This window comes from Alkalinema pantanalense CENA528, from assembly GCF_050753345.1.
GTDB lineage: Bacteria > Cyanobacteriota > Cyanobacteriia > Leptolyngbyales > Leptolyngbyaceae > Alkalinema > Alkalinema pantanalense.
In genome coordinates this window covers 1-13964 of the sequence record NZ_JBLZFX010000016.1, presented here as the reverse complement: position 1 = coordinate 13964, position 13964 = coordinate 1, and the positions used below count along the sequence as shown (strand labels likewise).

Here is a 13964-nt window from a genome sequence, read left to right as displayed (position 1 = left end):
CAATGGCAAACCTAGGGAGCAGGAAGGAAGCAAGGGGCTAAGTCAGCAGCAAAGGGAAGGTGGCTATGATGGAGCAGCCATGGCCGGGGGCTGTCTGGATATCTAAGGTTCCACCTAAGGCGGAGACTCGTTCCTCCATGCCCTTGAGTCCAAAGCCACTGGTCGTTTGCGATCGCACAAACCCTTTCCCATTATCCTGAATCTTCACAATAAGCTGTTTGTGCAGTGCAACCTCAATTTTGACATTGGTGGCGCTGGCATATTTTTGAATATTCGTCAGGGCTTCCTGGATAATGCGATAGGTGGCGGTTTTCAGCGGGTAGGGTAGATCTGTGCCTAAGGTGATTTGCATATCAGGCTGTATCTGAGTCGATCGTTGAAAGCCTTGAATTAATTCCTGCAACAGAGTTTCTAAGGATTGATTTTTCAAGGGATCACTGCGCAGGGTAGATACAGAACTGCGCACATCCTGAAGCGTCTTGGCACTCAGTTGTTTCGCTTCTAGCAGGAGATCCTTAGCTTCCTGCGGGTCGCTGTCAAGTAACCGTAGAGCCGCTTCTAAATGCAGATTAAAGGCTGTTAAGGTATGCCCCAGGGAATCATGGATTTCGCGAGCAATACGGTTGCGTTCCTGTAAGGTCGCAATGTCTTCGATCTTTAGGGTATATTTCCGCAGTTGTTCGTGGGCGATCGCTAGTTCTTCGCGGCTTTTGCGTTCTGCTAGCACTGCACTAATCATTGGAGATAGGAAGACTAGTGCCAGTCCCAGCAAAACAATTCCGCTCATGGAAATGAGCCAAAGACGAGAGATGGCAAACTCAGGAATACGCGCAGCTAAGGGTCTTGGGCGAGCCACGATCGAGAAAGTGGTGTGACGGAAAGGTAGAAAAATCAACAATCGATAGATTTGGATTGAAAATGCTGTCAAAAAGGTCGTGCCAACGATAACGAGATGATACTTCGACTCAAAAATCAGACAGCACCGGATCACAAAAATCACAAATAGCAGGGGGAAAAACTGCAGGCCACTCAGCAAACTACTCAGAATAATCAAACCTGCATTGAGTAGTATGTAGCTCAACTTTGCGCCTAACTGTTGGGTCGGAATGCGCAGCCCCAAAATCCCCACCATGGCAATGCACAGCATATTTAGAAAGGGCTCTCGTGGTACCCACCGCCCTCCCCCGATCGAGAGTTCTGCAATTAGGGCGATCGTGAGTAAAATCCATTCAAAATACAGCAGAAACTTCAGGGGATGATTACGAGGGGTGAGCATGATGACGCTGGGTGAAACGTGAGATGGAGAAGAACGATCGAGTTCGGTAAGACTCCCGATGACTCCTTCATTGCGGATTTTCTATGCTCCTGTCAATGGGTCTTAAGTCCTAGGCTAGGGATATTGGCAAGTTAGGACAAACGCCTCAGGTCAGAACCAATGCCACTGATTAGGATAGAAGCATCGAGGCAAGCAGCAGATAAAGCCTGTGCCACGAGATAGGTTGAACAATATTTCTTCAATGATTTTTTTCAAGGAGATAGGCATGAATTTCCAAGTCAATCGTAAATGGGTTGCTCTAGCTGCCGGTCTGGCTGTGTTAGCTAGTCCTTTGGTTGCATCTAACGCTTTTGCTCGCCCTGCGTGGAATGGTGATTCTGGGATGCAAATTGCCCAACTGGGTGAAGGAAAGGGCGATCGCATCGAGAAACTTAAGCAGGAACTGAACCTATCGCAGCAACAAGTAGATCAGATTAAGCAGATTCATCAATCCACCCGTAGCAAAATTGAAGCCCTATTGACTCCAGAGCAGAAGGCTCAGATCAAAGCTGCCGTTGGAGATCGGAAGGGCCGCCGGGGCGGGATGAAAGCAGCTAACTTGACCGATGCTCAGAAGGCTCAGATCAAGGAAATCATGAAAGCATCCCGTGAGCAGATGAAGCAAGTTCTCACTCCTGAACAGCAAGCCAAACTGCAACAGAAAATGCAAGAGCGTCGTGGTAACAAGGCGAGAAAAAGTCAGGGAGCTGGCTAAGTTTTTGGCCGGAACGCAGAATTGATTAGCAGCCTTTCCATCCCACCCTTTCAACCACACCACGGATTGACACCACTTGAATGACAGAAAAAAAGGGTATTCCTAGGGAATACCCTCTTTTCTTGATTCACTCAGTAACTCCAGGCAAATCCCACCTGCGATCGCTAAGACCCGGTATGCACCGTTTTCACCCACTTCAGCCGTTTGGGAACGATCGCCATCCGCGTCGTCACGCTACTGACTACGACAAACCAATGCATCATGTAGAGGAATCCTTGGAGCGACTGAAGAATCGGCTCTCCCCACGCTTCCCAGGGGCCTTTGAAGTGCTGACCATTGGTTAACCGTTTGCGGCGCAACCCCCGCACCGTACTGGCAACAAAAAATAGGAACGTTAGCATAGAAAGCGGTGTCAACATCATGCTGTGATGACGGGCAAGCGCTAAGGCGAAGTCTGGGATAGCTGCCGTCGGCATGAAGTATTGCATCACCCAAAAAGTTGAGAGATCGAGGGTTTTACGAGTTCCCATGCGATTTCTCAAGATTAATCGCCAATAATCCAAATACCGTTGATATCCCCCTTCTGCCCAGCGATTGCGTTGATGCCAGAGCGCTTTAACGGTCGTCACCCCTTCTTCGTAAACAGGTGGCAGCGTAAAGCAATGAATATTCCACTGATTGAGATGCAGACGGAAAGTCAAGTCAAGGTCGTCGGTAATGGTTTCTTCATTCCAACCGCCGCAGTCCATCAAGGCTTGGCGGCGCACTAATTGGCCATTCCCCCTTAGTTCACCCAGTCCTCCGATCGCGATCCGTTGCTGCTGCATGAAGGCATCTAACAACATTTCCGCATGCTGCCCTCGGATCCAAAAGTTCTCAGCATCCGGCGTATCAAGGTGCTCTGCCTGAACGATCGCCTTACGCAGCTGAACTGCTCCGACTCGATCGTCCGCCAGGAAAATCGGCAAGGTTTGCTGGAGGAAATCGGGCTGAATTTGGGCATCTGCATCGAAGACCACCAGAAATTCACCCTGGGTCTTGGGCAAAACCTGATTCAATGCCCCAGACTTGCCTCCCGTGGCCCCGAGGGAGCGACGGAAAACCTGAAGATTGGCAAATTCTGGTTGCAGGGTTTGGAGAATCTGAGCAGTCCGATCGCTGCTGGCATCGTCAATGATCCAAACGTCATAGCGATCGCCGGGATAATCCAAAGCGCAGAGATTGCGCACGAGCTTTTCAATCACAGCCTCTTCATTTTTGGCAGAGACCAAAATTGACACCGTGGGCCAATCTTCCGTAGTGGTATCCGGTGTAGGGGCATGAACCATCGGCTTGGCAAAAAAAGCCCGAACCAAGTGAAGCGTCATCAGACCCGTCACAGCCCACACAACCCACAGTCCCCAAGCCAGTGAATGGAGCAAATACATTAAGCTCCAAGTCCCCGTCAGTACAAAAGCAGCCTTGACCCGACGTCCTTCAAACCCTTGATCCAAGGGAGACGGATCAAAATCTTCATCTTCAGCGGTTAAGGGAAGCGCGATCGCTTCCGACAGCCCAGAGGGGCCTGATTCAGCCAACTCTAGCGACTGATAGGAATCGTTTTCTGGCCAGGAATTCTCCGACATAGGTGACCTGATTCAAAACACCCGATACTACCGATTGCGTGCACTAGCCAATCCTGGTTAAGCACACAACAGGTAACCATCAAATGGCTACCCATTTGGGCAAAATCATAGCAGGACAATGGCACGTTCTTTGAGAGTGAGGCTCAATCCCACGCATCCATTGCCTAGCAGCAAGATAAAATGCGTCCCTCTCGCTCAGACTCCATGACAAAACAGCCTTTATTGTAGCCGAGGTTTCTCCTGTTCTTGACCAAGGGCGTTATCCCTCTCCCATCTACAAAAAGCATGCCATCTGCGAAAACTATTTATTTCCAGCAATTCATGAGGGAGGTGTTATGGTTGTTGAGTTTTGCGGTGAGACTTACACGAAGAGCTAGAGGCGTATGAAGGTTTTGTGAACCCGATCTCAAATCGTTGAAGGCGCAGAGAGGATTGGGCAACTTAAAAAAAGACTTTTTCGTTGATGGGACTCTTAATCGAGCATCTCGACTCACTGAAGAGTCTCGCGCAGGAAGATTCTTGCGCGTCAACCAATGACTGGCCTAATCCTTAGGCTCCTTCGTTCAATTACCGGATATATACCTCACATCCTATGAATTTGGGTGCAGACAATTTACCCACGGCCACTTTAACACAGTTGCTCCCAGTCTTTGGACGACATGGTGGAGCGGTGACAAAGTATGAGAAGGTTTTGATGCAGCAACCTAATCATCAACAAGCATGGCTCGCGCGGGGCTATTTGCTGCAAAAGTGGGGCATTCATGAAGAAGCGATCGTGAGCTTTCAACAAGTTTTAGCTCTGGATCCAAATAATATTTTAGCTTGGCAAGGTAAAGGCATTTCCCTGGGAGAACTTGGCAAGTATGAGGCCGCTCTTCAGATGTTTGAAAAGGTGATTCAGATCAACCCGCAAGACTATCGAGGACGGTACAACCAAGGGAAAGTCTTGATGAATTTGTGCCGCTATGCAGAGGCCATTAGAAGCTTTGAACAAGTTTTAAAATTGAAACCCGAGAATTACAAATCTTGGTACAACCGAGGAATGTGCCAAGATGCCCTGAATCAAACTAAACGGGCATTGTTTAGTCTAGAAACGGCGTTACAAGTCAAACCCGACTGCTACTATGCTTGGAGTGCACGGGGAACGGTCTTGATCAAGTTGGGAAAATATCAACAGGCAATGGATAGTTTTGACCGATCGCTCTCGATTTGCCCGGACAATTTTGCAGCTTGGTATGGCAAAGCCAGTTGCTATGTTTGCCAAGGGCAGGCTAAATCAGCCATTCAGGCGCTTGAGGAAGCTTGTTCCTATGCGCCCAATTTGTGCCGGGTGATGCTCAGCAGTGACCCCATCTTTGATTCCATCCGCAACTTTGCAGCATTTAACGCGATCGTGGGAGAAGAAGATCCAACGCAAGAACTCATGGAAAGTCTGCTATAGCCCCCAATCGCTGGTCATTCTTTTCCCAGAAAACTTTTAGCTCGGAGCAGAGAGGGCTATTTTGTCGAGATCGGTAATTGAATCAAAAATTCAGTTCCCTTACCGATTTCAGACTGAACCTCAATCCGTCCCTGGTGTTTTTCTACAATAATTTGTTGCGCGATCGCTAAACCTAAACCTGTTCCCTTACCCACACTTTTCGTGGTAAACAAATGGTCAAAAATCCTGGCCTTGACCACCTCGGTCATGCCCCAACCATTATCACGGATTCCAATCTGGATACAGTGATCTATCACTTCAGTCCGAATCGTAATCTGCTGAGGATTAGCGACTAATTTCTCAAACGTTTGGGTTTGTGCCATCTCATCAAACAGATCGATCGCGTTCGCCAAGATATTCATAAAGACCTGGTTGAGCTGACCAGGAAAGCATTCGACCGGGGGCAAGTTACCGTAATCATGGATCACTTGAATCGCTGGTCTACGCTCATTTGCTTTGAGTCGATATTTCAGAATTAGTAGCGTACTATCAATCCCCTCATGAAGATTAGCGCTGACTTTATATTCAGTGTCTGCGCGGGAGAAGGTACGAAGGCTGGTACTGATCGACTTAATGCGATCGTTAGCCCCCTGCATCGAGTTCAGCAATTTTTGCAAATCTTCCTGTATAAATTCCAGATCAATGTCCTCTGCATGCTCTTGAATGGCACGGTCAGCATTGGTGTAGTGCTGCTGATAGAGATGCACATGGTCTAATAGATCCTTGACATAGTCCTTTGCATTATTGATACTTCCGTTGAGGAATCCGATCGGGTTATTAATTTCATGGGCAATCCCAGCGACTAAATTACCCAGCGATGCCATTTTCTCATTTTGTACCATTTGCAACTGGGTATCTTGTAAGTCAGTCAACACCTGTTGCAGTTCTTGGGATTTCTGAATCACCGCCGCTTCTGCCTGCTGACGATCGGTAATATCGATGAGAATCCCGTCCCAGATAATTTCCCCTTGTTCCCCTCGCTCGGGTTGAGAGGCTGCTTTAATCCACTTCACAGTACCTTTGGGAGTGATAATGCGCCACTCATGGCGAAAAGGCGTAAGATTTTGCGCAGACTCAACCATGGCTTGCAATATACCCGCTTGATCCTCCGGATGTTCAAAATCCCGAAGGGTAACCTTCCCGGTCATGAGGTCTTCAGCAGCGACTTCGTAAAGAGCATGGCAACCAGAACTAACATAGGGAACAGACACTGTACCATCTGCTTGAACTTGAATTTGATAAATCAATCCAGGGACGTTATTGGCAAGTTTCTGGAAGCGCCCTTCGTTAACCCGTAATTTTTTTAGCGAGTCTTCCAACTGTTGTGCGTAAGTTTGAGATGCTTGATAAAGATTGGCATTGGCCAAGGAAATTGCTGCTTGGGTACAAAGAAAATTGAGAAGGACAATGCGATTGCTGGTAAAGACACCACTCGTCGATCGATTCTTTAAGTACAAAATACCAATTAACTGGCCTTGATTTAAAATAGGTAGACAAAGCAGACTCTTCGGCTGTCGTTCTTGTAAGTAATCATCAATGACAGGTAAATTAGTTTTAAGATCATTAATAACAACCATTTCTTGTGTATTTTGAACGTACTGAATCAATTTAACTGGTACATTCAAATTGCCTTCTAAGGGTTGAGAACAAAGTTCGGTTGTTTCAGGGGTAGCGATCGCTGCAATATGCCATTCATTAATATGATTTGGCAAAATCAAGGCGCAGCGCTCACCGCCGGAGTTTTGCAAAATAATCTGAGTTAGCTGATGAAGTAAATCATCTATTTGCAGGCTTTCAGAAAGACTTTGAGAAGCTTTTATAATTGCAGCAAAGTCTAGAACGGTATTAATATCTGTGTTAGAAGAACGATGGGGATTTGTTGAGGAATGGAGAGTTAAGTTAGGACTATTGATAGTGGCAAAGGTCTCAGAAATATTGAACGGTTGAGGTGTAGTTTGCAGAATGGGCCGCAAGAGGTGGGGATAGTTCTTTTCGAGCTGATCTGTTTTAGCTGTAGCTCCCCAACGAGCATAGCAATAATAAGCTTCTTGTAAGTAAACAGCTGCAATTTTGTCCTTACCCCAGTTGAGATAGAACTTTGAAGCTAATTCATTAGCAAGTGCTTCATCCTGGGTAAATCCATGCTCTTTAGCTCCCGCGATCGCCCGATCGAAAAGGTCAAGGGCATCTGATTGAATTCCTAGAACATCACAACGTACTGCTTCTACCAAATGATATTTATGTTGATAATTCATCGGTGCAGCATTCGCATACAGGAGTAAATTTTCCTGATTGGACTCAACCTGGGACAAAAACTGTGCTTGCTGTACTGAATCACAATGGGAAGACAGCATTAAGCGAGTCAAGGAGTCATAGTAGTAATAGGTAGGTGCAGAAGGCATACCGACTCCTGCCTTGAGGTATTTGCTGCACTGTTCTGCACTGTGAATTGCATTATCAAAATTGCCAAATAAACAACTGAGAATCAATTTGCTTAAATAGAATAAGTGCAAAGATAGCTCATCATTCTCTTGCAGTAAAATCGATAGTTGTTGTTGTTCAGAATCACTACTAAGATAATTATAATTTCCACTAGAGCAAGTAAGATGATGAATAGAGGAGCAGAGAATTTGCACCCACGTGAGAAAATGCTGACTAGTCGAAAATCTTGATTGATAAGTATGAATTTCTTCTAAAATTAAATCTAGATCTTCTGTTCCGCTTAAGTATGTATAGAAAAGTCTAAACGACGTAGAAACTAGAGCATGGACTGAATCTCCGGTTTCGATTGCCACATTGTAGGATTCTTTTAATAGCGCGATCGCCTGATGGATGCTTTGTTGATTAGAGTGATTAAATGCAGCAACTTTAAACTGAACCATACTTTGGACAGATTTCTCTGCGAACCTCTCTATCAAATTAAGCGCAAGTTGTCCAAAGCGATATCCGGTCTCTAGTTGATTTGAAATAGAGCTGATAATAATCCCAAAGTCAGCATAACCCGGTGCAGAGAAAAGTGAATTTCCGTACTTCAAAGCAAGATTAACTTCTTCACAGGCAAGAATAGGAAATAGGGCCGGATTAGCTTGGTGAACAGAGGGTACCAAACTCGTCATAATGCGCGCAGCGGCAATCACGGCCTCATCCTGAGTGATGGGCAGATCTACTAGAGTCTCAATTTCGTAATTGGATACAGTATCTAGGGTGCGTTGAATCTGTTGTTGAATATCTAAAGGAGTCACAAATTCTGGAAGGTTCACGCCTAGCTTTTTCAGAATTTCGCGTCCAATGGTGATAGCTTGAAGCTGTTGGTTTTGAACTTGATGAGCCTGCAGCTTGACTTCATAAACTTTGACTTGATCCAGTAAAGTACACGTATTTTGTAATACGATCTGAATCCACAAATCCATCTGTTCAAAATTACAGTTGAGTAAAGCGACTTCGGCTGCTAGTTCGTATATATTGCGGGTCAACTCGTAATCCACCTGCCAGCTATCTGGGGATAAAAGCTGCATTCCATAATCGAGATAATGCAGGGCTGCATTATAGGCAGTGGATTCTTTAGCCTTATGGGCGGCTCGAAAATTTAATTGGGCATATTGCTGCCGTTGGCTGGTTGAAGTAATGAGTGAAATACCACAATTCAGATGATTCAGAATTTCAAAGAAATACTCATCTTGATGATCTGCATCAAAATGTTGTAATAGGAGTTGTCCAATCGTGAGATGGGTCAGTTGTTTCTGAGTATCTGGAATGAGGGAGTAGGCTGCCTGCTGAATACGATCGTGCAAAAATCGATATCTCGCATTGTTGCCACTATGATTCGTTGCTTCAGTGACTTGATGATTTAAGTACAACTTATATAATTCATTTTTCGGTAGAATTAGACCTTCCTGCAAAGCTGGCCACAATACTGCAGCGACCTCTGTGGCTGACTGTTCTGCAACAATAGACAACGTTTGCAAGTCAAATTGGTTGCCAATACAAGCTGCTAAGGTGAGCACCGTTTGTGTTTCAGCAGGAAGCTTTTGGATTTGTTGCGCCATAAGCTCAACAACATTGTTAGTTAATGCTGCTGTTCTTATCTGCGTCAGATCACATTCCCAGTGGCCTGCTTGAGTATTTAAGGTAATCAAGCTATCTTGATGTAATCTTTTAAGAAACTGCGTTGCAAAAAAGGGGTTGCCCTCCGTTTTTTGATACACTAACTCCGCTAAAGGCTGTGCTGTAACGATCGGACAATCTAGAGTATCAGCAACTAACTGATTCAAGCTCAATGCAGTCAATGGCTTTAACGTAATGGTATTAATGGTTGCTCCCGTTTTTTGCACTTCATCTAAGGTCAGCATTAATGGATGGGCAGGGAAAACCTCATTATCACGATAGGCTCCAATCATTAATAGATAGCCCGATCGAGATTCTTCTATGAGCAATTGTATTAACTTGAAGGATGCGAAGTCTACCCATTGCAAATCATCTAAAAAGATGACTAAGGGATGGTCGGGTGTTGTAAAAACTTGAACAAATTTCTGAAACAGTAAATTAAATCGATGTTGGGCGGCAGATCCTGACAGTTCAGGAGCTGGAAGTTGCGGGCCAAGGATGCGATCGAGTTCGGGAATCAACTCAATGATAACTTGAGCACTATCCCCCAGTGCCCTAAGAAGCAATTTTTTCCAGTGCTCCAGTTGTGTCCTAGATTCAGAGAGTAACTGGTTAATTAAATCGCGAAAGGCTTGCACAAAAGCAGAAAATGGTACGTTGCGATTGAATTGATCAAACTTACCCTTGATGAAGTAACCTCGTTGGCGCACGATCGGTTTTTGAACTTCATTCACAACTGCAGTTTTGCCAATCCCTGAAAAGCCAGCAACTAAAATTAGTTCAGGAGTATTGTTAAATGGGCGATTATCAACAGGAGACGCTACGCGATCGAAAGCATCTAATAAAACTTGGACTTCAGCTTCTCGACCATAGAGTTTTTCAGGAATCAGAAAATGATCACATAGATCGTGAGTAGCCAGCTTGAAAGGTTGAATTGTTCCTGATTCCTGAAGGCAATCTAAGCAAATCTGCAAATCATATTTCAAACCGATCGCACTTTGATAGCGGTCTTCAGCATTTTTCGCCATCAGTTTGAGAACAATATCTGCAAGTGCCTGAGGGACTTTACAATCTTGACCTGGGAGACTGAGTTTCTCTAACTTTGGGGGAGACTTAGTAAGGTGACAGTGAATCAGCTCCATGGGATCGTTAGATTGAAAGGGTAGCTGCCCTACAAGTAACTCAAAGAACGTTACACCCAATGCATAAAAATCAGTCCGGAAGTCCACTCCACGATTCATGCGCCCAGTTTGTTCAGGCGCTAAGTATGCCAATGTACCTTCTAATCCCCGAGAATTTTTAATTTCCTGATTTTCTTTAGGCAAAAGTGAGGCAATGCTGAAGTCAATCAATTTCACCTGCTGCGTAACAGGATGAATCAGAATATTGGCAGGCTTAATATCTTTATGAATAATCTGGGCTTGGTGAAGATCATGCAGAATGTCTGCTATTTGCAGTACGATTTCCACAATCCCGTCTAACGAAAGCGTATGTTTTTGAATAAACTGCCGTAGAGAATTGCCCCCCCAGTCATCCATAACAAGAGCATAGCTATTGCCATAGGGTTCCAAGCTTAGGGGCCGGACAATACCAGGAATAGTGAGATTTTTGGTTATGGTAAACTGGTTACGAAATTGAACTAAATCCTGACAGGAGGGGTAATCCTGTTGAAGGATTTTAATAATCACTGGCTGCTGACTGACTTGGGCTATGGCGCGGTAGACTCCTGTCCGAGAACCCACGTAGAGTTGCTCAAGAACTGTATAGCCAGCAATGTGAGGCAAAGCAGTCAAGTCAGTACAGGAATGGGGAATCATAATCCAAGTCTGGGCAAGGGAAGCTTCTCCTAGCATTCCCTTGGGAGTATCAAAGCTAACACAATTTGGCAGTCCTATTGCATGGGGTATTCGTATTTTTAAACTGATAGAAAATAATTGTCTATGTCAGGATACTTTGTGTTATTGACATGCGGTGACAAGCAATTTTTCTTAATTTTTTCTTGATTCTTGATGTAAAAGTACTCTCCTTGATCGGGCACTTATCTTGCTTGTTTAAATTTCATCTAAAGCTAAAATCGAATCATATTCTTTAGAATAGGCATATTCTCCAGTCTCCAATGCATGGGCGAACTGTTCAAGGAACTCCGTAAAACTGTTCGCCAGCAACGGTCGATCGCTATCGTCATGCCACATTGTAATGATTTGTCCAACATTCCCTTTGGGGCCAGGAGCTAAATCCAAGCAGTGATGATTGCCGCCGCCCGAATCGGATGTCAACGGAATCCATTGGGGATGCCACCAATCCTTGCGGAAAATCTGACCATCCCCATCGTTTTCAATATCGTCGATCGCACCATCTTCCAAAATTTCATTCCAATCATTCCATGTCTCAAGAATTCGATCGAGCGAGTGCCATTCCCAACCCCATAGAATCCACGTCGATCGAATATCTTGGCCATTGTGCCGTAAATAGCTAGACCTCACATCTTCGGGAAATCGAATATTCAGTTGCTCTTCTACGGCAGCAATCTCTTCTTCAGTTGCTGGTGGGTTGAGCCCCCCAATCCCAGAGGGAAGATTCATCTTTAACCAATTCTCGATGCGTTGCCAAATATGATTTACAGATTGATCCATGGGAATTTCTAGCTAAGTTAAACTTTTAAAGTATTCGTGCAAGTTATTGAGCAGCGGCTTCCAATGCAGGTAGCGATTCTTCCAGCCAAGACTGGGGATTGCCCTGTTGTCGATAGAGTTCGATCGCTTTGTGATAATCATTCAGCGCAGGTTGTTTTTTCCCAAGTGCTAAGGTGCTGTAGAGAACATTTCCTCGATCAATGTAAGCTTCGGGATAATTTGGTTTCAGTTGAATGGCTTGGTTCAAATCTGCCAGGGCTTTTTGGACGTGATCTTTTTCATGACTTGGGGGCAGGGAATGCTCAAAAAAGGCCATCCCTCGAACCTTATAGGCTTCAGCATCCTTGGGATCGAGAGTGATCGCTTGATTGAGATCCGCTGCCGCCTTTTGAAGGTCGCCCAGCAATAGTTGAGTCATACCTCGATATTTGTAGGCTGCGGCATTGTTAGGATTTAGCTTGATAGCCTGATTAAAGTCTGCGATCGCACGTTTGGCATAGAATCCATCGTCTTTATTCCCGTCGCTGGTTTTCTGATAAATCTCTGAGTCATAAAAGGGGCGACGGATACGATCGAAGAAGGTGAGATAAACTTGCCCTCGATCGTTATAAGTTTCAGCGTCTTTAGGTTGGTATTGGATAACTTGATTGAAGTCTTTTAGAGCAGCTTGCAGATGCTGGAGATCGGCTTGGGCTTCCTGTGGGTCGGCAGTGTTGGCTAACAGCCGTTCACCCAGGGCAAAATGATGACGTCCTCGATCTCGGTAAGCTGTAACATCCTTAGGATTCTGCTTCAGGGTTGAGTCGAGCTGAGCGATCGTGGTGGTGTGGCGGGTACGTGAAGTGTTCGGTGAGTTGCTTGGTGGAGTGGCGGCGGTAGAGGGGGATGCAGTCGTTTCTTGTTTTTGGCAGGCGATCGGGCTGAGGACGAGGCTGAGGAGAACTAGACGAATGAATAATTTGCCGACCGATACCATGGCGTTTGCTCCTATGTTTGCGTCCACTGGGGGCATTCCCCGCTAGAGTACCCCAAGGAGGCCAGTCGATCGCTAGCGTATGGACTGGTTACACTGACTCGAAGTTAATGGCTTGAATTTAATCAAATGAAAGGTAGACGCAACTGGTCAGGCGTAAAACGGATTCTTGCTGGAAGTTGCGCTTATACGTTTGAGTAATTTCTACGATCGCTTGTTGTTTTTCAATGCTATTGTCGTGCAGGAGCAGCACGATTTTGCTCGGTTCGATGATCAGCTTGCCCGATTGATCGAGATATTGCCCAAAGCCATCTACCACAGTTAGTCCTTCACGAAATCGAGGGGTGACTATGGTTTGTAGAAACTGGTGCCAATCAATCAGTGAGACGCGATCACCCTTCGGTTTAGACAGTCCAAAAAATAGTTCTGTTTTGGTCATTTGACCGGCTGAGCAGACGATCGATGGGGTGGGTGGTGTGGATTCAGCGAGGCCGCGATCGCTCACAAAAATCAGGCCACTAGCAACGCCAATTGTACAGCCTAGAGTCATCCAGCAGAAATAATTAAACTGTTGGCAAAAGTGTAAATTCTTCAATCTCAATCGAACTAATTCAAATATCATAGAAGCTTTACCAAGATGAGATTACAAGATATTGTTGATCGCCCCCAACGCTTTGAAGATCGTTTTCTGCGCTTCTGTTAAACCTGTAGCCCCTGCAATAAGTGTTCCTTCATAGGGGCGAGGATAATGGAAAGTGCGTAGACATTTTCCTGTATCAAGATCCCAGAGATTAATCGTTTCATCTTGGCTACTACTAAGCATCAAGTGATTGCTGATGGGTTGCGTCAGTGCCCAAACCCAATGCTGATGTTGCTGGAGAGTGGCGGTACAATCGCCCGTAGCAAGATCCCAAACTCTAATACTGGTATCAGCACTACTGCTAATGAGTTGAGTGCCATCAGAGCTAAATTGCAGTGCTAAAATCTGACTATTATGACCTTTTAGGGTTTGAATACAATTTTCTGTAGAGATATGCCAAATCTTAATTGTATAATAGACGTGTTGGGAAATAATGGATAATGTGAAGCAGTAGCCCAGAGCCTTCTCATGCTGAATCT

General features: G+C 45.3%; 9 protein-coding genes. 2 read left to right on the top strand and 7 right to left on the bottom strand.

What is annotated here, in order from left to right:
* Positions 1–37 precede the first annotated feature (37 nt).
* Positions 38–1276: a sensor histidine kinase gene (locus ACN4EG_RS07515; RefSeq protein ID WP_431628717.1), complete on the bottom strand. Its 1239-nt coding sequence runs from the start codon at positions 1274–1276 to the stop codon at positions 38–40.
* A 265-nt stretch (positions 1277–1541) separates the two neighbouring features.
* Between ACN4EG_RS07515 and ACN4EG_RS07510 the strand changes: the two genes are divergently transcribed.
* Positions 1542–2030 (top strand): Spy/CpxP family protein refolding chaperone, encoded by a 489-nt coding sequence (locus ACN4EG_RS07510; protein ID WP_431628716.1) that lies wholly within the window; start codon positions 1542–1544, stop codon positions 2028–2030.
* Positions 2031–2194: 164 nt separating this feature from the next.
* Here the strand turns inward: ACN4EG_RS07510 and ACN4EG_RS07505 are convergent, their stop codons facing one another.
* Complete coding sequence (locus ACN4EG_RS07505) at positions 2195–3655, bottom strand: glycosyltransferase family 2 protein (RefSeq protein WP_431628715.1); 1461 nt, start codon at positions 3653–3655, stop codon at positions 2195–2197.
* A gap of 592 nt (positions 3656–4247) precedes the next feature.
* Here ACN4EG_RS07505 and ACN4EG_RS07500 point away from each other — a divergent pair.
* Complete coding sequence (locus ACN4EG_RS07500; RefSeq protein ID WP_431628714.1) at positions 4248–5096, top strand: tetratricopeptide repeat protein; 849 nt, start codon at positions 4248–4250, stop codon at positions 5094–5096.
* A gap of 56 nt (positions 5097–5152) precedes the next feature.
* On the opposite strand, the gene ACN4EG_RS07495 is transcribed toward ACN4EG_RS07500, so the two are convergent.
* From ACN4EG_RS07495 to ACN4EG_RS07475, 5 genes are all read right to left on the bottom strand, one after another.
* A complete protein-coding gene (locus ACN4EG_RS07495) occupies positions 5153–11092 on the bottom strand; it encodes a trifunctional serine/threonine-protein kinase/ATP-binding protein/sensor histidine kinase (RefSeq protein WP_431628713.1) in 5940 nt (1979 codons plus the stop codon).
* A gap of 198 nt (positions 11093–11290) precedes the next feature.
* A complete protein-coding gene (locus tag ACN4EG_RS07490) occupies positions 11291–11872 on the bottom strand; it encodes an SMI1/KNR4 family protein (RefSeq protein WP_431628712.1) in 582 nt (193 codons plus the stop codon).
* Positions 11873–11915: 43 nt separating this feature from the next.
* Positions 11916–12848, bottom strand: a complete 933-nt coding sequence (locus tag ACN4EG_RS07485) for a tetratricopeptide repeat protein (RefSeq protein WP_431628711.1) — start codon at positions 12846–12848, stop codon at positions 11916–11918.
* 118 nt (positions 12849–12966) lie between these two features.
* Complete coding sequence (locus tag ACN4EG_RS07480; protein WP_431628710.1) at positions 12967–13395, bottom strand: DUF3574 domain-containing protein; 429 nt, start codon at positions 13393–13395, stop codon at positions 12967–12969.
* A 93-nt stretch (positions 13396–13488) separates the two neighbouring features.
* Positions 13489–13964, bottom strand: a 476-nt coding sequence (locus ACN4EG_RS07475) for a WD40 domain-containing protein (protein ID WP_458575108.1), incomplete at its 5' end; no start/stop codon positions are given.